19 protein-coding genes are annotated in these 16367 nt (G+C 76.8%); 11 read left to right on the top strand and 8 right to left on the bottom strand.

Going from position 1 to position 16367, the window contains the following annotated elements:
- Positions 1 to 32: 32 nt before the first annotated feature.
- From H2O74_RS12150 to H2O74_RS12140, 3 genes are all read left to right on the top strand, one after another.
- Positions 33 to 752, top strand: a complete 720-nt coding sequence (locus tag H2O74_RS12150; protein ID WP_182111818.1) for a phosphodiesterase — start codon at positions 33 to 35, stop codon at positions 750 to 752.
- A gap of 23 nt (positions 753 to 775) precedes the next feature.
- Positions 776 to 1891, top strand: a complete 1116-nt coding sequence (locus H2O74_RS12145; RefSeq protein ID WP_182111817.1) for a YihY/virulence factor BrkB family protein — start codon at positions 776 to 778, stop codon at positions 1889 to 1891.
- 96 nt (positions 1892 to 1987) lie between these two features.
- Positions 1988 to 2383 (top strand): cupin domain-containing protein, encoded by a 396-nt coding sequence (locus H2O74_RS12140; RefSeq protein WP_182111816.1) that lies wholly within the window; start codon positions 1988 to 1990, stop codon positions 2381 to 2383.
- 274 nt (positions 2384 to 2657) lie between these two features.
- On the opposite strand, the gene H2O74_RS12135 is transcribed toward H2O74_RS12140, so the two are convergent.
- From H2O74_RS12135 to H2O74_RS12115, 5 genes are all read right to left on the bottom strand, one after another.
- Positions 2658 to 3092 (bottom strand): hypothetical protein, encoded by a 435-nt coding sequence (locus H2O74_RS12135; RefSeq protein ID WP_182111815.1) that lies wholly within the window; start codon positions 3090 to 3092, stop codon positions 2658 to 2660.
- A gap of 72 nt (positions 3093 to 3164) precedes the next feature.
- Entirely contained in the window at positions 3165 to 4208 is a 1044-nt protein-coding gene (locus H2O74_RS12130) for an ABC transporter ATP-binding protein (RefSeq protein WP_182111814.1), read from the bottom strand.
- Positions 4205 to 5128: an ABC transporter permease gene (locus H2O74_RS12125; protein ID WP_255491602.1), complete on the bottom strand. Its 924-nt coding sequence runs from the start codon at positions 5126 to 5128 to the stop codon at positions 4205 to 4207. The genes H2O74_RS12130 and H2O74_RS12125 overlap by 4 nt, the downstream gene beginning before the upstream one ends.
- Positions 5125 to 6075, bottom strand: coding sequence for a molybdate ABC transporter substrate-binding protein (gene modA, locus H2O74_RS12120; RefSeq protein WP_255491600.1), 951 nt, complete (start codon positions 6073 to 6075; stop codon positions 5125 to 5127). Before modA ends, H2O74_RS12125 begins: the two co-directional genes overlap by 4 nt.
- Before the next feature lie 63 nt (positions 6076 to 6138).
- Positions 6139 to 6600 carry a molybdopterin-binding protein gene (locus H2O74_RS12115; RefSeq protein WP_370525745.1) on the bottom strand — a complete coding sequence of 154 codons (462 nt, stop codon included), beginning with the start codon at positions 6598 to 6600 and terminating at the stop codon, positions 6139 to 6141.
- Positions 6601 to 7146: 546 nt separating this feature from the next.
- Between H2O74_RS12115 and H2O74_RS12110 the strand changes: the two genes are divergently transcribed.
- The 6 genes from H2O74_RS12110 to H2O74_RS12085 all read left to right on the top strand — a co-directional run bounded on the left by H2O74_RS12110 (position 7147) and on the right by H2O74_RS12085 (position 12193).
- A complete protein-coding gene (locus H2O74_RS12110) occupies positions 7147 to 8358 on the top strand; it encodes a ThiF family adenylyltransferase (protein WP_182111812.1) in 1212 nt (403 codons plus the stop codon).
- A 79-nt stretch (positions 8359 to 8437) separates the two neighbouring features.
- On the top strand, positions 8438 to 8986 hold the full coding sequence (locus H2O74_RS12105; RefSeq protein WP_182111811.1) for a GNAT family N-acetyltransferase: 549 nt from the start codon (positions 8438 to 8440) through the stop codon (positions 8984 to 8986).
- Positions 8987 to 9007: 21 nt separating this feature from the next.
- Positions 9008 to 10243, top strand: coding sequence for a gephyrin-like molybdotransferase Glp (gene glp / locus H2O74_RS12100; protein ID WP_182111810.1), 1236 nt, complete (start codon positions 9008 to 9010; stop codon positions 10241 to 10243).
- Positions 10240 to 10707, top strand: a complete 468-nt coding sequence (gene moaC, locus H2O74_RS12095; RefSeq protein WP_182111809.1) for a cyclic pyranopterin monophosphate synthase MoaC — start codon at positions 10240 to 10242, stop codon at positions 10705 to 10707. Before glp ends, moaC begins: the two co-directional genes overlap by 4 nt.
- Positions 10704 to 11879 carry an NTP transferase domain-containing protein gene (locus H2O74_RS16710; protein ID WP_255491599.1) on the top strand — a complete coding sequence of 392 codons (1176 nt, stop codon included), beginning with the start codon at positions 10704 to 10706 and terminating at the stop codon, positions 11877 to 11879. The genes moaC and H2O74_RS16710 overlap by 4 nt, the downstream gene beginning before the upstream one ends.
- Positions 11876 to 12193, top strand: coding sequence for a MoaD/ThiS family protein (locus H2O74_RS12085; protein WP_370525744.1), 318 nt, complete (start codon positions 11876 to 11878; stop codon positions 12191 to 12193). Before H2O74_RS16710 ends, H2O74_RS12085 begins: the two co-directional genes overlap by 4 nt.
- A 28-nt stretch (positions 12194 to 12221) precedes the next feature.
- On the opposite strand, the gene moaA is transcribed toward H2O74_RS12085, so the two are convergent.
- The 3 genes from moaA to H2O74_RS12070 are packed head-to-tail and all read right to left on the bottom strand — an operon-like array spanning position 12222 to position 14235.
- The gene (moaA, locus tag H2O74_RS12080; protein ID WP_182111808.1) at positions 12222 to 13280 is read right to left on the bottom strand and encodes a GTP 3',8-cyclase MoaA; all 1059 of its coding nucleotides are present in this window, start codon (positions 13278 to 13280) and stop codon (positions 12222 to 12224) included.
- Positions 13277 to 13714: a molybdenum cofactor biosynthesis protein MoaE gene (locus tag H2O74_RS12075; RefSeq protein WP_182111807.1), complete on the bottom strand. Its 438-nt coding sequence runs from the start codon at positions 13712 to 13714 to the stop codon at positions 13277 to 13279. Before H2O74_RS12075 ends, moaA begins: the two co-directional genes overlap by 4 nt.
- The gene (locus H2O74_RS12070; RefSeq protein WP_182111806.1) at positions 13711 to 14235 is read right to left on the bottom strand and encodes a molybdenum cofactor biosynthesis protein B; all 525 of its coding nucleotides are present in this window, start codon (positions 14233 to 14235) and stop codon (positions 13711 to 13713) included. Before H2O74_RS12070 ends, H2O74_RS12075 begins: the two co-directional genes overlap by 4 nt.
- A 105-nt stretch (positions 14236 to 14340) precedes the next feature.
- Here H2O74_RS12070 and H2O74_RS12065 point away from each other — a divergent pair, with 105 nt between their 5' ends.
- Both H2O74_RS12065 and H2O74_RS12060 read left to right on the top strand, forming a co-directional pair.
- Positions 14341 to 15024: a metalloregulator ArsR/SmtB family transcription factor gene (locus H2O74_RS12065; RefSeq protein WP_182111805.1), complete on the top strand. Its 684-nt coding sequence runs from the start codon at positions 14341 to 14343 to the stop codon at positions 15022 to 15024.
- Between the two features lie 124 nt (positions 15025 to 15148).
- Positions 15149 to 16345 (top strand): nitrate/nitrite transporter, encoded by a 1197-nt coding sequence (locus tag H2O74_RS12060; protein WP_182111804.1) that lies wholly within the window; start codon positions 15149 to 15151, stop codon positions 16343 to 16345.
- The last annotated feature ends 22 nt before the right edge of the window (positions 16346 to 16367 follow it).

The raw sequence follows: 16367 nt of genomic DNA, 5'->3' as shown, positions 1-16367 counted from the left end.
AACCGGCCGCGCACGGCGCGGGAGCGTCGGCCGTGCGCCTCCTCGACGGCCTCGGGTCCGGCCTGGCGGCAGTGGTCGAGCGGGCGGCCCGGGCGCGACGCGCCAAGCCCATGCACCCGCGCGGCGCCGTGCTGCGCGGGCGGCTGGAGCGCACCGGCGGCTCGACGGGGGTGGCGTGGTTCGACGGCGCGGGGACCGACGACGTCGTCGTGCGCCTCTCGCGCGGCGCGGGCCTGCCGGACGGCTGGCCGGATGTGCACGGCCTCGCGCTGCGCACCCCCGCGGGGGAGGACCTGCTGCTGTCGACCACGGGCCGACCCGTCGGGCTGCGGCACGTGCTGGCGGCGCAGCGCGCCGTCGGGCGCGGGACGTACAGCTCCGTGATGCCGTTCCGCACCGCGCGCGGGCCCGTCATGGTCGCGGCGCTCGCGGACCCGCCGCGCGAGCTGCCGACGCAGCCGGCGGCGCTCGCGGAGGCCCTCGATCTCGACCCGTGGCGGCTGACGCTCGTCTGGGCGCCGTTCGGCGGCGCGTGGCGCGCGTTCGGCTCGCTCGTCGTCGCCGGTCGGGCAGGCCCCGAGCTGGACCCGCCCGTGCGCTTCGAGCCCCTCGCCCCGCCGGCGGGCCTGGGGGTCTACCCGTGGCTCGCGCGGCTGCGCGAGCCGTCCTACCGCGCGGCGCGGCGCGGCTTCCCGCCCGGGGCCCCGCCCGGAGCCGACGACCCGCCGCACCCACGACCTGACGCCGCCTGATCACGCTGGACGAGGAGACGACGATGGCCCACCACCGCACGGACGAGCACGCGACCGAGAAGACGGACGCGCCGCACCCCGACCACCCCGGCAAGCCCGACTCACCGACCGACCTGACGAAGCCGTCGTGGTTCTACGTCCTGAAGAAGACGTTCCGGGAGTTCCTGCGCGACCAGTGCACCGACATGGCCGCCGCGCTGACCTACTACGCGGTGCTCGCCGTGGCGCCGGCCGCGCTGGCGCTCGTGTCGCTGCTCGGAGTCTTCGGCAACGGTCAGGAGATCGTCGACCGCGTGATGGACCTCGCGAAAGACATGGCGCCCGGGCTGGACCTCAAGTTCGTCGAGGACATCGTCAAGAACCTCGCCAGCCAGGAGGGTGCGGGTCTGGCCCTCATCACCGGTCTGCTCGTCGCCCTGTGGTCGGCGTCGGGGTACGTGAACGCCTTCAGCCGCGCGATGAACCGGATGTACGAGATCGACGAGGGCCGGCCGATCTGGAAGCTGCGGCCGTGGATGCTCCTCATCACGCTGATCACCCTCGTGCTGGTGGCCGTCATCTGCGTCGCGCTCGTCCTGTCCGGTCCCGTCGCCGAGGCGATCGGGGGCGCCGTCGGCCTGGGTGCACAGGCCGTCACCGTGTGGAACATCGCCAAGTGGCCGGTCATCGTGCTGCTCGTCGCGCTCGCGGTCGCGATCCTCTACTGGGGGACCCCGAACGTGCGCCAGCCCAAGTTCCGGTGGCTGAGCGTCGGGTCGTTCGTGTTCATCCTCGTGTGGGCGATCGCGACCGCTGCCTTCGGCTTCTACGTGGCGAACTTCAGCAGCTACAGCGCGACCTACGGTGCGCTCGCCGGCGTCATCATCTTCCTGCTGTGGGTCTGGCTCACCAACAACGCGCTGCTGTTCGGCGCGGAGCTCGACGCCGAGCTCGAGCGCGGACGTGAGCTGCAGGCAGGCATCGAGGCCGAGGAGACCATCCAGCTGCCGCCGCGCGACACCAAGGCCAGTGAGAAGAAGCAGCAGCAGCACGCCAAGGACGTCGCGGCCGGACGGGCGCTGCGCGAGTCGCGGGGCTCCGACGCGGACCCGGACTCCCAGGCCGACGCGGACACCGCCACCCGGCGCTCGCGCCGCTGACGCCGTGCCGGCCGCGCCCGCTCGCCGCGCGGCGAGCGGGCGGGCGCGGTAGGACAGTGGGGTCCCCAACCGACCCGAGCAGAGGAGCGCCCCCGCATGGAGCACTTCACGATCGCGACCGTCGCCCAGCAGAGCCCCGACTTCCGACGGGTGCTCTGGACCGGCGAGCACACCCAGCTGGTCATCATGACGATCCCGCCGGGCGGCGAGATCGGCGAGGAGGTCCACGAGGACACCGACCAGATCCTGACGTTCGTCAGCGGCATCGGTGAGGCGACCGTCTCGGGGCAGAAGCGCAAGGTCAGCCAGGGCGACCTCGTCGTCGTCCCGGCGGGCAGGAAGCACAACTTCGTCAACACCGGCGAGAACCCGCTGATCCTCTACACGGTCTACGGTCCGCCGGAGCACGCCGACGGCGCCGTCCACGCCACCAAGGAGGAGGCGGACGCGCTCGAGGAGGCCGGCAAGGACGAGCCGCCGACGTCCGAGTGACGTCGTAGCGCGCCGTCGAGCGAGCGCCGCCGAGCGAGACGCGGCCGTCGAACGGCGAAGGGCCCGAGCCTCGCGGCTCGGGCCCTTCGCCGTCTCTGGGGTCGTCTCTGGGGTCGGAGGCGGGCGGTGCGGCCCACCCGCGCGAAACGTGCGGAGCGTGGTGCTGATGGGGCTGGTGGTGCTGGAGGGAATCCCTCCAGCACCACCAGCCACACCGGTCACACGCTCCGCACACTCGACGCGCGGCGGGGTCAGGAGGAGCGTGGTGGCGGGGTCAGGAGGAGGTGGAGTCGCCCTCGACGCCCTCGTCGTCGTTGTCGGTGACGTCCTCGGGGTTGAAGCCCGCCTCGATGCAGCCCTCGCGCAGGGCGTCCTCGTCGACGGTGAACTCGCCGCGCTGGTCGGAGCCGATGCGCTCGGAGCTGGCGTTCGTCACGGGCGGGTCGACGGTGTCGCGGATGGGGCGGGACTCCGCGCTCGCGGCCGACGCGGCGACCGCGTCCATGAGCTCGTCGCGCTCGTCGCCGTCGAGCCTCTCGGCGGCCCACAGGTCGCGGCATGCCACGAAGCCCATCGGGTCGTCGTGCGCGAGGTCGAACCCGCTGGAGAGCGAGTTGACGTCGTTGTCGGGGCTGCATGCCGCGAGGGGCAGGGCGAGGGCGGGCAGGAGGGCAGCGGCGAGCACGGGTCGCAGGCGTCGTCGGTCCATGTGATCAGTAAAGAGGGGCGGCCCCGTGGACGCACGCGGACACCCCGGCCCTGCTCTGACCTGGGTGGCCGGTCAGTACGGCGTCGGCGCGGGGCTGACCGTCAGGGTGACGCGCTCGCCCGGGCGCACGTAGGGCGGCAGGTCGGCGGCCGTGGTCTCGACGACGGCTGGCGGCACGGCATCGACCTCCACGCGCACGTGCTCCCCGCGGGCCGACACGGCCGCCACGGTGCCGCTCCAGGGCTGGTCCGCCGCTCCGGCCGGCCCCAGCGCGATGGCTGACGGCCGCACGGCGACGCGCGCACCCGCGGCGGGCGGCCCGCCGGCGGTCGGGAACGGGACCGGTGCCTCGAACAGGTTGAGCCCGAGCAGGTGCGCCGCGTACGGCGTCGCGGGCCGCCGCACGACGTCGCCCGGGGTCGCGTCCTGCACGACCCGACCCGCCTCGAGCACGACGAGGCGGTCAGCGAGGACCAGCGCGTCCACGACGTCGTGCGTCACCAGCACGCATGGCCCGGCGAAGCTCGCGAGGTGCTCGGCGAGCGCGCGCTGCACGTCGGCCCGCGTGCGCGGGTCCAGCGCCGCGAGCGGCTCGTCGAGCACGAGCGCGCGCGGCGCCGCGGCGAGCGTCCGGGCCAGGGCGACGCGCTGGGCCTGGCCACCCGAGAGCTCCGCGGGCCGGCGCTCGGCCAGCTCCGCCACGCCCAGCCGCTCGAGCCAGCCGCGCGCGGCGTCGGCCGCCCTGCCACGGTCGGCACCCGCGGCGCGCGGCCCGAACGCGACGTTGTCGAGCGCCGTGAGGTGCGGGAAGAGGCGGTGGTCCTGGAAGACCGTGCCGACGGCGCGGCGCGCGGGCGGGACGAAGGTGCCGGCGGCGGCGTCGTCCAGCGCCCGCCCGGCCAGCTCGACCCGACCGGTCTGCAGGGCCTCGAGGCCGGCGACCGCGCGCGCGAGGGTGGACTTGCCCGCGCCGTTCGGCCCGACGAGCGCGACGACCTCGCCTGGGCCCACGGCGAGGTCGACGTCGAGCACGAAGGCACCGCGGCGGACGCTGCCCGCGAGACGGAGCCCGGCGGCGGCGTCGCCCGGCTGCCGCCCGCCTCTGGCCGGGCTCATGCGGATCCGTCCGCGCCCGACGCGATCCCGGCCCGGGGCGTCGGGCGCTCCGGCCCGGCCTCCCCGACCCAGCGGCCGCGCAGGCCGACGAGGACCGCGACGCAGACCGCGAGCAGCAGGAGGCTGAGCGCGACGGCGGCGTCCGGGTCGCGGTCGAGCGCCGCGTAGACCGTGAGGGGGAGCGTCTGGGTGCGCCCCGGGAAGCTGCCGGCGAAGGTCACCGTGGCGCCGAACTCCCCGAGGGCCCGCGCCCAGGTCAGCACCGCACCCGCGGCGACCGAGGGTGCGACGAGGGGCAGCGTCACGCGGCGCAGCACGGTCAGCCGGGACGCCCCGAGCGAGGCTGCGGCCTCCTCGAACCGGCGGTCGGAGGCCCGGAGGGCACCCTCCACGGTCACGACGAGGAACGGCATGGCGACGAACGTCTGCGCGACCACGACGGCGGCGGGCGTGAACGGCAGCGTGATCCCGACGGCGTCGAGCCACCCGCCCACCAGGCCTCGTCGCCCGAGCACCGTCAGCAGGGCGACGCCCCCGACCACGGGCGGGAGGACCAGGGGCAGGGTCACGACCGCCCGCACCAGGCGGCGCGCGGGCAGCCGGCCGCGCGCGAGCAACCACGCGAGCGGCACCCCGAAGAGCACGCAGACGAGCGTCGAGACCGTCGCCGTCCACAGCGACAGGCCGAGCGCCTGCCGGACGGCGGGCTCGCCGAGCACGCGTCCGAGGTCGTCCCACGGCGCGCGCGCGGCGAGGCCGACGAGGGGAAGGGCGAGGAAGCCGATTCCGAGCGCGGCGGGGACCACCGCGGCCGGCGGCAGGGCGCGTCCCGGCGGCGTGCGAGGCGGGACGGGGCGGCCCGGCTCGTCGGTCGGGCCGGCGCCGGGCGCGGGCACCATCGGGGAGGTCGCGCGGTTCACGGGGGCGGTCCGAACCCGGCGTCGCGCAGGACGGCGCGGCCGACGTCGGACGTCAGGAGGTCGACGAACGCGCGCGCGCCGGCGGGATGGGGCGCGTCGGGCAGGACGAGGACCGGGTACGACGTCGTCCACGGCGCGGCGCCGTCGCCGGTGAGTGCGGTGCCGGGCTCGCCCGCGGCCCCCCGATCGCCCGTGGCGCCGTCGAGCGGGACGCCGACGACCCGTCCCGCCCGCACGAGGGGCGCCGACGGGTGCACGTCGGACGCGTAGACCAGTCCCGCGTCCACCTCGCCCATCGCCACCTTGGTGAGGACCCCGCCCACGTCGTTCTCGTACGTCACCGGCGCGCGTGCGACGCCGGCGGCGGCCAGCACGGCGTCGGCGCCCTCACCGCACGGGACCTCGGGGCGGCACACCGCGTACCGGGCGTGGGCGAGGTCGGCGAGGGACCGCACGGCGTCGTCGTCGTCTGGCGCGTCGCCGTTGCCGGGCGCGGACGGCCCCGGGACGGCGAGGGCCATGGTGTTCGTCGCGACCACGACGGGCTCGGGCGTCCCGGTCCCGGCCTCGTCGAGCGCGCCGGTCGCGGCCGCCATCGTCTCCACGCTGGCCGTGGCCAGGACGTCGGCGGGCGCACCCGCCGCGACCTGCGCGGCGAGGGCGGTGCTCGGTCCGGTCGAGATCGTCACGGTCAGCCCGGGGTGGCGCCGCTCGAGCTCGGCGGCGAGCGTCTCGTAGGGCTCGGCGAGCGACGCTGCGGCGAGGACGACGACCTCGCCCGCGGCGTCGTCGTCCGCGCCGCCGGGTGTCGCGCGGGGAGCCGCGTCCGCCGCGTCCGTCCCTGCGGACGCGGTCCCGCCCTCCGCGAGCCAGACCCCGCCGCCGACGAGCAGGACCGTCGTCGCCGCCCACGCGATCGGGCGCCACGCCGCGCGACGCGTGCTCACGCGGCACCACTCACGACGGCGGACGGACGCCGCGCCGGGGGACGCCTGCTCATGCGGCGCCCCTCACGGCGACGGGCGCCTGGCGCCGGGGCCGACGTCGTGCGTGCTCGGGCGCTCGATCGCGACCGTCGTGGCCTTGGCGGTCGCCGTCGCGAGGACGCCCGGCTCGAGGCCGAGCTCGTCGGCCGCCTCCCGGCTGATGAGGGAGACCACCCGGAAGGGGCCCGCCTGGATCTCGACCTGGGCCATGACCGTGTCGCGCACCACGCGGGTGACCAGGCCCGTGAACCGGTTGCGCACCGAGTGCCCGGACGAGCCCTCCGGGCCGGGGGTCGAGGCCAGCTCCTGGGCGAACGCCGCAAGCTCGGCGCCGTCGACCACGCGACGTCCGGTGTCGTCGAGCCGCGCCGTCAGCCGCCCGGCGTCCACCCACCGGCGCACGGTGTCCGTGCTCACGCCCAGCAAGGTCGCAGCGTCGCGGATGCGGTAGGTCGACACCGGCCCACCGTACTCACGTGCGTTCATGTTGGGCCAGAACGGCCGCACCCGCGCCCGAAGGAGCCAACGGCCGGGTCCGCGGGCGGAGGCGTCCGGACAGGCGCCCGCGCCCACCACCACCCGTGTGCGCGGAGCGTCGTGCCCTGTGCGCGGAGCGTCGTGCGTCCGAGCGTGGCGCCGCGTGCCGTGCGTGGAGCGTTGTGCGGCCGAGCGGAGCGTCGTGCGCGGTGCGTGGAGCGTCGTGCTCGGACACGCCGGTGTGTCTCGGCACAACGCTCCACGGTCGGCGTCGGGCCCGTTGCGGCGGAGGCGTCAGCTGTCCGGCCACGGTGGTAGCCGGACGCGGCGAGCCGTCTGTGCGGAGCGTCGTGCGGCTGAGCGGAGCGTCGTGCGCGGGATGTGGAGTGTCGTGCTCCGACACGCCGGTGTGTCTCGGCACAACGCTCCACGGTGGGTATCGGGACCCGTGTGCGGCACTCACGGTGGATGGTGTCGGGGCCCATGCACATCGCTCCACGGTGGGTGTCGGGGCCCGTGGCACGGCGCCGCGCGGGGGTGGGTAGCGTGGCGCGCATGGGGGTGCCGCCGCTCGTGGAGCCGGGTCCGCCGCTCACGGCCGCGCAGGTCGAGCGGTGGTCGCGCCACCTGCTGCTGCCGGCGCTCGGGGAGCTCGGGCAACGCCGGCTGCGCGCCGCGCGCGTGTGCGTCGTCGGCGCGGGTGGCCTCGGCGCGCCCGCGCTGCTCTACCTCGCGGCGGCGGGCGTCGGGCGACTGGGCATCGTCGACCACGACGACGTCGAGCTCAGCAACCTCCAGCGGCAGGTGGTCCACGGCCGTGCCGACGTCGGCCGGGCCAAGACCGAGAGCGCCCGCGACGCGGTCCACAGGATCGACGACGACGTCGACGTCGTGCTGCACCACGTGCGGCTGGACGCCGCCACCGTCGACGAGGTGCTGGGCGGCTACGACCTCGTGCTCGACGGGACCGACAACTTCCCGACCCGCTACCTGGTCAACGACGCGTGCGTACGTCTCGGACTTCCCGAGGTCTGGGGGTCCGTCTACCGCTTCGACGCTCAGGTGTCGGTGTTCTGGGGGCGCCCGCCGCAGGGCAGCGGCGTGCCCGCCGTGCAGCTCCGCGACCTCTTCCCGGCCCCGCCGCCCCCGGGCAGCGTCCCCTCGTGCGCCGAGGGCGGCGTCCTGGGCGCCCTGGTCGGGCAGGTCGGTTCGATCATGGCGACCGAGGCCGTGAAGCTGATCACCGGCACGGGCGGCCCGCTGCTGGGGCGTGTGCTGGTGCTCGACGGCCTCGCCGCGCGCTGGTCGGAGGTGCCGCTGCTCGCCCACGCGCCGGCCGCGACCGACGGTGCAGCCCCGACAGACGGTGCAGCCCTCACCGACGACGTCCCCGACGACGTCCCCGACGACGTGCCCGCCGTCACGCCCGACGACGTCCCGACGATCACTGCGCTCGCCCTCGCCGAACGGCTCAGGGCCCGCGAGCGCGGCGAGGACGACTTCACGCTGGTCGACGTGCGCGAGCCGGGGGAGCGCGCCATCGTCGCGATCCCCGGCGCGCTCGCGATCCCGCTCGCCGACCTGCTCGACGGCACCGGACTGCCGCGCGTCCCGGGCGACCGTCCCGTGGTGCTGCACTGCCGCAGCGGCGTCCGCTCGGCGCAGGCCGCGCGCGCGGTCCGGGCCGCGGGCCGCGACGTCGCGCACCTCGACGGCGGCGTGCTCGCGTGGGTCCGCGACGTCGACCCGTCCCTGCCGTCCTACTGACGCCCGACCGCCCGCGGGGCGTCCCGGCCGCGCGGCCGGCGCGGCGGCGGCCCGGACCGCGGCGCTACGGTCGACCCCCATGACCGTCTCCCTCCACCGCCTCGATCCCACGGGTGTCGACCGCGCCGACCTCGTCGAGTTCATGACACGCAACGTCTTCCCGTTCCACGTCCGGCCGCGGCTCACCGCCGAGGACGTCGAGCGCGCGATCGCCGACGGCGCCTACCGGGACGAGGACCACGACTCCTTCTGGCTCGAGCACGACGTCCTCGGGCGGATCGGCTTCCTGCGGCTGGAGGACCTCAGCGACGACGCACCGCTGTTCGACCTCCGGCTGGACCCGCCCGCCCGCGGCCGGGGCCTGGGTGCCGAGGCGGTGCGCGCGGCGACGGACCTGGTGTTCGGGACCATGCCCGACGTCCACCGCTTCGAGGGCCAGACGCGCGAGGACAACGTCGCCATGCGCCGCACCTTCCTGCGGTGCGGCTGGCTCAAGGAGGCGCACTACCGCGAGGGGTGGCCGGTGGCGGGCGGGCAGCCGGTGGCCTCGGTCGCCTACGCCATCCTGCGGCGCGACTGGGAGACCGGCACGACGACGCCCTTCGTCTGGGAGGACCTCACGGCCTGACGCACGGTCATACTGGCGCGCATGCGAACCGTCACCGAGCACCGCGCCGCCGTGCTCGGCCTCGTCGAGCCGCTGCCCGTCGTCCGCGTCCCGATCGCCGACGCCGCAGGACTCGTGCTCGCGCAGGACGTCCGCGCGCCCGAGGCCCTGCCCCGCTGGAACAACTCCGCGATGGACGGCTACGCCGTGCAGGCGCACGACGTCGCCGCCGCGACCCTCGCGGAACCGGTGCGCCTCACCGTCCTCGCGGACCTGCCGGCCGGCAGCGCCGCCGAGCCCGTCGTGACACCCGGGACGGCGGCGCGGATCATGACCGGCGCGCCGCTCCCGCCCGGCGCGGACGCGGTCGTCCCGGTCGAGCAGACGGACGGAGCGACCGACGTCGTCGCCGTCCACGCGCCGGCGGCCCCCGGAGCGCACGTGCGACGGGCGGGCGAGGACGTCGCCGCCGGTGAGCTCGTGCTCGCGGCGGGGACGCTCCTGGGCCCGCGGCAGGTCGCGGCGGCCGCGTCGGTGGGCTGCGGCGAGGTCGCCGTCCACCGGCGGCCGGTCGTGGCGGTCCTGTCCACCGGGAGCGAGCTCGTCGCCCCGGGCGCGCGCCTGGCCCGCGGCCAGATCCCGGACTCCAACTCGTTCCTGCTCGCCGCGGCCGCGCGGGCCGCGGGCTGCGACGTCGTGCGCGTCGGCGCGGTGCCCGACGAGGCGGACGCGCTGCGCGCGGCGCTCGACGCGCAGGACGGCGCCGTCGACCTCGTCATCACCTCGGGCGGCGTCAGCATGGGCGCGTACGACGTCGTGAAGGAGGTGCTCGCCGCCGACGCCGGCATGGCGTTCGTCAGGGTCGCGATGCAGCCGGGCAAGCCCCAGGGCTACGGCCGGCTGCGGGGCGGCACCCCGATCGTGGCGCTGCCCGGAAACCCGGTGAGCGCGTCGGTCTCCTTCGAGGTCTTCGTCCGGCCCGCCGTGCGCCGGCTGCGCGGGCTGGCCGCCGACGTCGTCGAGGAGGAGGCCGTCGCGCTCGAGGGGTGGACCAGCCCGGCGGGCCGCGAGCAGTACATGCCGGTGACGTACGTGGGCACCGCCGCGCCGGGCGACGGCGGGGCGTCGCTGCCCGCGGTGCGCCCGGCCGTGCGCGGCGGCTCGGGCTCCCACCTCGTCGCCGGGCTCGCCCGCGCGGAGGCGCTCGCGGTGGTCGCGGCCGACGTCGAGCGCGTCGAGCCCGGGGATAGGGTGCGGCTCATGCGAGCCGAGCGATGAGCTTCACGCACCTGGACGACGCCGGCCACGCGCGCATGGTGGACGTCACCCACAAGCAGCCGACCGTCCGGCAGGCCACGGCGGCCGGTCACGTCCTGTGCGCGCCGCACGTGGTCGCCGCGCTGCGCTCGGGCGACGTGCCCAAGGGCGACGTGCTCGCCGTCGCGCGCATCGCCGGCATCAGCGCCGCCAAGCGCACCGCCGAGCTGCTGCCGCTGGCCCACGTCATCGGCGTGCACGGCGTCGTGGTGGACCTCGAGGTGGTCGACGGCGGCGTGGACGTCACCGCGACCGTCCGCACGGCGGACCGCACCGGCGTGGAGATGGAGGCGCTGACCGCCGTGAGCGTCGCCGCGCTCGCCGTCGTCGACATGGTCAAGGGCATGGACAAGGGCACGTCGATCACCGACGTGCGGCTCGTCGCGAAGTCCGGCGGGCGCTCGGGGGACTGGCGCCGGGAGTGACCTTCGACGCGATCGTGCTGGCCGGTGGGCAGGGGCGCCGGCTCGGTCGCGTGAGCAAGCCCGACGTCGTCGTCGCCGGACGGACGCTGCTCGACCACGCGCTCGCCGCGACGGCCGGCGCGCGGCGCGTCGTCGTGGTGGGGCCGCCCGAGCTCGCCCGGCCGGGCGTGACGGTGGTCCGCGAGGACCCGCCGTCGGGCGGGCCGGTCGCGGGCATCGACGCGGGCCTCGCGGCGCTGGACGCGCTCGCCGGCGACGAGGTGCCGGGTGTTGGCGGGTCCGCGGCTGCCGTTCCGCCGGGCACCGACGAGTCCGCCGCCGCCGACGCGCCGGTGCTCGTGCTCGCGTGCGACGTGCCGCAGGCGGCCGCCGTCGTGCCGGACGTGCTCGCCGCGCTCACCGCCGACGTCGACGGCGCCCACCTGGTCGACGCCGAGGGCCGCGCGCAGCTCGTCGCGGCGTACCGGCGCACCGCGCTGCGCCGGGCGCTGGCCGCCCTCGCCGCGCAGGGTGGCGTGCACGGCGGGCCGGTCCGCGGGCTCCACGCCCACCTCGTGATGGCGTCCGTCCCCGACCCGCACGGCCGTGGCGACGACGCGGACACGTGGGACGATGTGGCACGCCTGGACGCTCTGCTCACGGCGCGGTCCGCCGGTCCGCCGGTCGGGCCGCCGCCCACCCCCGCCCGCCCGCTCGACCGGAGGGACAGCATGGCCGCCACCCCGCCCGACGCCACCCCGCCCGACGACGCCCCGCTCGACGACGCCCCGCTCGAGCCGACGCCGACCGCGGACGCCGTCCTGACGCCGCGCGCCGACGCCGCGCCCGACGCGCCGTCCGCCGGCCCCGTGCTGCGCGGCAGCGACCTGCACCGCTGGGTCGTGGTCGTCGGCGACGCGCTCGGCGTCGACCCCGGCTCCCTCGACGTCGACGCGCTGCTGGACGTGACGCGCGACGTCGCGCACAGCGTGGCCCGGCCCGCCGTGCCGCTGACCGCCTTCCTCGCCGGCTACGCCGTGGCCACGGGCGGCGGCGGGCGCGAGGCGTTCGACCGCGTGGTGGACCACGTGGGCGCGCTCGCGGCCGAGTGGGCCGCCGCGGTGGAGGCGGCGCAGGCCCGCGAACGGCAGGGCGGCCCGGGACCAGCGGGCGCCGTCCCGCCCGCGCCGTGACCCCCGCCACCGCGCCGGCTCCGGAGCCGGGTGCCACGCCGGCACCCGGGCCGGGTACCGCGCCGACGTCGTCCTCGGCCGTGACCGTGCGCTACTTCGCCGCGGCGGCCGAGGCCGCCGGTGTCGCGACGGAGGCGCTGGCCGCCGGGACCGCCGACGAGCTCCGCGCCGCGATGGTGGCCGCCCACGGCGCCGACCTCGCACGGGTGCTCACCCGCTGCGCGCTGCTCGCCGACGGCACCCGCGTCGAGGGCGAAGACGAGGTCCCCGCCGGCGCCACGCTCGACGTCCTGCCACCCTTCGCGGGCGGCTGACCCACGCGCCGGGCCGGCGCCGAGGCGGTCAGCCGCCGATGGCGCTCATGGGGCGGTCCGGCTGCAGGAACGTCGGGTCGTCGATGTCGTGGCCCGGCTTCTTGCCCGCGAGGCAGCGGCGGATCGCGGCGGCGAGCGCGGCGTCGTCGGCGCCCTCGCGCAGCAGGGTGCGCAGGTCGGTCTCGGTGCGCGAGAAGAGGCACGAGCGCAGCTGCCCGTCGGCCGTGAGCCGCACGCGGTCGCAGGTGCCGCAGAACGGGGCGGTCACCGACGCGATGACGCCCACCGTCGCGGGGCCGCCGTCGACGTACCAGGTCTCGGCGGGGGCCGACCCGCGCCCGGGCACCTCGGTGAGCGTGAACGCCGCCCGCAGCGACGCGAGGACCTCGGCCTGGGTGACCATCGCCGTGCGGTCCCACGTGTGGCCGGCGTCGAGCGGCATCTGCTCGATGAAGCGCATCTGGTAGCCGCGGTCGACGGCGTACCGGACCAGGTCGACCACCTCGCCGTCGTTGACGCCGCGCATGGCGACGGCGTTGAGCTTGATCGGCGAGAAGCCCACCGAGTCGGCCGCCGCGATGCCCGCGAGCGTGTCGTGGAGGCGGTCGCGCCGCGTCAGGGCCTTGAAGCGCTCGCGGTCGAGGGTGTCGATGCTGATGTTGACCCGCGCCAGCCCGGCGTCGCGCAGGGGCGCGGCGAGCGCGGGCAGGCGCAGCGCGTTGGTGGTCAGGGAGACCTCGGGGCGCCCGGCCGGACCCTCGAGCGCGGCCATCCGGCGCACGACGTCGACCACGTCCGGCCGCAGCAGCGGCTCCCCACCCGTGAGGCGGATCTCGCTGATCCCCTGCTCGACGGCGACGCGCGCGATGCGGACGAGCTCGTCGGTGCCGAGCATGGTCGAGCCCTGGAGCCACGGGACGCCCTCGGCCGGCATGCAGTAGGTGCAGCGCAGCGAGCACCGGTCGGTGAGCGAGATCCGCAGGTCCCGGTGCACGCGCCCGAACCGGTCGACGAGCGGCGCGACGGCGCCCGGGCCCGCGTCGCCGGACGGAGCGTCCGGCGCAGGGCCCGGCCGCGGCCCGGTCATGCCGAGCCCACCCAGACGTGCGACCCGTCCCGCAGGACCTCGCGCTTCCACACCGGCAGCTCGGCCTTCACGCGCTCGACCAGCTCGCGGCACGCGGTGAACGCGAGGTCGCGGTGCGCGCTGGCGACGGCCGCCACGACGGCGGCCTCGCCCACCCCGAGGAGCCCGACACGGTGGGAGACGGCGACGCCGATCACCCCGTCGGTGCGCGCCGCGGTGTCGGCGAGGCGCGCGAGCACCGCCGCCGCGTCGGGGTGGGCCGAGTAGTCGAGCGCCACGACCTCGCCCGCCACGGACGGGTCGTGGTCACGGACCTGCCCGAGGAAGGTCGCGATGGCACCCGCGCGCGGGTCCGCCACCGCGGCGACGTGCGCCGCGAGGTCGAGCGGCGCGGCGGTGAGGACGGCGAGGCGCGCCGTGCCGACGGCGCTCATCCGTGGCCACCCCCGTCGAGCTGGTCCAGCAGGTGGGGGAGCAGCGGCGCGAGCACCTCGAGCCCCTCGCGCACGCCGTTCGGGGACCCGGGGAGGTTCACGACGACGGCGCCGGCGTCGGTCACCCCGGCGATCCCGCGGGAGAGCACCGCGGACGGCAGGTGCGTCGCCCCCGCGCGCCGCAGCGCCTCGGCCACCCCGGGCAGCTCACGGTCGACGACGGCGCGCGTCGCCTCCGGGGTGCGGTCGCGCGGGCCGACACCCGTCCCGCCGCTGGTCACGACCACGCGCGCGCCGCGCGCGAGCGCGCCGCGCAGGGCGTCCGCGACGGACTGCTCGCCGTCGGGCACCACGAGGACCGGCGCGACGTCGAACCCGGCCGCGCCCAGGAGCTCGCTCGCGAGCGGGCCGGAGCGGTCGCTCGCCTCGCCGCGCGCGCAGCGGTCGGACGCGACGACGACGGCGGCCGTCGCGACGGCGGCGCGCCCGGGCGGCGCCGTCGCCGTGCTCGGGGTCGTCATCACCTCACCGTACCCACCCGAACCGGGCGGTGGACGGTGGGCTCCGGACCGGGGTGGTCGGAAGGTCCCGGGGTCGGGGCCGGGGCAGCCGTGACACTGGGCGACGTGACCAGTCTGAGCGCGCACCGGACCCTGGCCTCGGAGAGCCGAGTGCGGATCCTGCACCTGCTCCAGGAGCACGACCGGCCGCTGACGGTCGACGAGATCGCCCAGGCCGTCGACCTGCACGTGAACACGACGCGCGAGCACCTGGACCGGCTGATCGCCACGGGCTTCGTCAGTCGCGAGTCCGAGGTGCGCCTGACGCGGGGGCGGCCCCGCATGCTGTACCGGCCGCTCGCCCGCGCGGCCGCCGAGGACATGGACCCGCGCGCCCGCGAGCACCTGCTGCAGGTCCTCCTGGAGGGCTACGGGCGGCCCGTCGAGCCGGGTGCCGCGGAGGAGTCCGGACGCACGTGGGGCGCCGAGCTCGCGGCCACCGCGGCCGCCGACGACACACCGTCCGACCCGCCCGGCGCCGCGCCGGCTGCTGCCCGCCAGCTCGACGCGCTCGAGCGGCACTTCGCGGAGCTGGGCTTCCAGCCCGAGGTCGACGCCGAGAACGCGCGCCTGCACCTGACCCGGTGCCCCGTGTACGACCTGGCCTGCGCGCGGGCCGAGGTCATCTGCGCGGTGCACCTGGGGCTGGCGCGCGGCGTGCTCGCGCAGGTCGAGGGCCCGCTCGAGGCGGAGCGGCTCGAGCCGTTCGTCGGCCCCCAGCACTGCGTGCTCCACCTCACCGGGGCCTGACAGCCCGGACCGCCGACCGTCCGCCGCGCCGGGTCCCTCGGGCGGCGCCGACCGGGCTCGCGGTGCTACGTTCGGGCCATCCCCCCGTGATGACGCCTGTGGTAGCGCGACGGGGGATGGTGCGATGGCAGCACAGCAGGGTCTGGCCACCCGCAACCTGGCGCTCGCGCTCGCCGGCTTCATGCTGAACTTCTGGGCCTGGGCGCTGATCAGCCCGCTCGGCGCGGCCTACCGCGAGCAGCTCGACCTGACCGCCTTCCAGCAGTCCGTGCTGGTCGCGGTGCCCGTCGTCGTCGGCTCGCTCGGCCGGATCCCCGTCGGTGCGCTGACCGACCGGCTCGGCGCGCGCCTCATGTTCCCCGTCGTCAGCCTCCTGACGGTCCTGCCCGTCCTGTTCATCGGGCTCGTCGCCGAGTCCTACGTGGCGATGCTCGTCGGCGGGTTCTTCCTCGGGCTGGGCGGGACGGCCTTCGCGATCGGTGTGCCCCTCGTCAACGCCTGGTACCCCCCGGCGCGGCGCGGGACGGCGCTGGGGATCTTCGGCATCGGCATGGGCGGGACGGCGATCTCGGCGTTCACCACGGTGCGCCTGTCCGACGCGTTCGGACGCGAGGCGCCGTTCCTCCTGGTCGCGGGCGTGCTCGTGGTCTACGCGGCCGTGGCGGCGGCGTTCGTGCGGGACGCGCCGGACCGCGCCGTCGCGACCGGGTCCTTCCTCGCGCGGACGTGGGCGACGGCCAAGATCCCGGCGACCGGCCAGCTGTCGGTGCTCTACGCGCTCGGCTTCGGGGGCTTCGTCGCCTTCTCGGTCTACCTGCCGACCTACCTCACCAACGCCTACGGCCTGGCGGCCGAGGACGCCTCCCTGCGGACCGCCGGCTTCGTCGTGCTCGCGGTCGCCATGCGTCCGGTGGGCGGCTGGCTGTCCGACCGGGTCGACCCCGTCCTCGTGCTGGTCGTGTGCTTCACCGGCTCGGCGCTGCTCGCCGCCCTGGCCGGCCTCGAGCTCGCGCTCATGCCCCTGGGGACCATCGCCTTCCTGGGGCTCGCGGCGCTCCTCGGCGCGGCCTCGGGGGCGGTGTTCGCGCTGGTCGCACGGCTCGCACCGGCCGAGAAGGTGGGCGCCGTCACCGGCCTGGTCGGCGCGGCGGGCGGGCTGGGCGGCTTCGTCCCGCCGCTGATCATGGGCGCGTTCTACGACGCCCTGGACGACTACAGCCCCGGGCTCTACCTGCTCGCCGTGGTCTGCCTCGCCACGGCCGCGTTCACCCGCGGGCCCGTCGCCCGCAACGCCCGGCAGGGCGCGACCGCACGGACGTGAGCCCTGCGTCGCGGGGCCGGCG

Origin of the sequence: Actinotalea sp. JY-7876 (assembly GCF_014042015.1) — a bacterium.
Lineage (GTDB): Bacteria > Actinomycetota > Actinomycetes > Actinomycetales > Cellulomonadaceae > Actinotalea.
The sequence above is the reverse complement of the archived record's forward strand: the minus strand, read 5'-3'. Positions and strand labels throughout refer to the sequence as shown.

What these genes read in the sequence shown, in the direction of transcription:
- H2O74_RS12115 (WP_370525745.1), bottom strand. Translation starts at nt 6,600, where the DNA reads ATGAACGCACGTGAGTACGGTGGGCCGGTGTCGACCTACCGCATCCGC.
- H2O74_RS12110 (WP_182111812.1), top strand. Translation starts at nt 7,147, where the DNA reads ATGGGGGTGCCGCCGCTCGTGGAGCCGGGTCCGCCGCTCACGGCCGCG.
- moaA (WP_182111808.1), bottom strand. Translation starts at nt 13,280, where the DNA reads ATGACCGGGCCGCGGCCGGGCCCTGCGCCGGACGCTCCGTCCGGCGAC.
- H2O74_RS12075 (WP_182111807.1), bottom strand. Translation starts at nt 13,714, where the DNA reads ATGAGCGCCGTCGGCACGGCGCGCCTCGCCGTCCTCACCGCCGCGCCG.
- H2O74_RS12060 (WP_182111804.1), top strand. Translation starts at nt 15,149, where the DNA reads ATGGCAGCACAGCAGGGTCTGGCCACCCGCAACCTGGCGCTCGCGCTC.
- glp (WP_182111810.1), top strand. Translation starts at nt 9,008, where the DNA reads ATGCGAACCGTCACCGAGCACCGCGCCGCCGTGCTCGGCCTCGTCGAG.
- H2O74_RS12145 (WP_182111817.1), top strand. Translation starts at nt 776, where the DNA reads ATGGCCCACCACCGCACGGACGAGCACGCGACCGAGAAGACGGACGCG.
- H2O74_RS12105 (WP_182111811.1), top strand. Translation starts at nt 8,438, where the DNA reads ATGACCGTCTCCCTCCACCGCCTCGATCCCACGGGTGTCGACCGCGCC.
- H2O74_RS12140 (WP_182111816.1), top strand. Translation starts at nt 1,988, where the DNA reads ATGGAGCACTTCACGATCGCGACCGTCGCCCAGCAGAGCCCCGACTTC.
- moaC (WP_182111809.1), top strand. Translation starts at nt 10,240, where the DNA reads ATGAGCTTCACGCACCTGGACGACGCCGGCCACGCGCGCATGGTGGAC.
- H2O74_RS12130 (WP_182111814.1), bottom strand. Translation starts at nt 4,208, where the DNA reads ATGAGCCCGGCCAGAGGCGGGCGGCAGCCGGGCGACGCCGCCGCCGGG.
- H2O74_RS12070 (WP_182111806.1), bottom strand. Translation starts at nt 14,235, where the DNA reads ATGACGACCCCGAGCACGGCGACGGCGCCGCCCGGGCGCGCCGCCGTC.
- H2O74_RS12135 (WP_182111815.1), bottom strand. Translation starts at nt 3,092, where the DNA reads ATGGACCGACGACGCCTGCGACCCGTGCTCGCCGCTGCCCTCCTGCCC.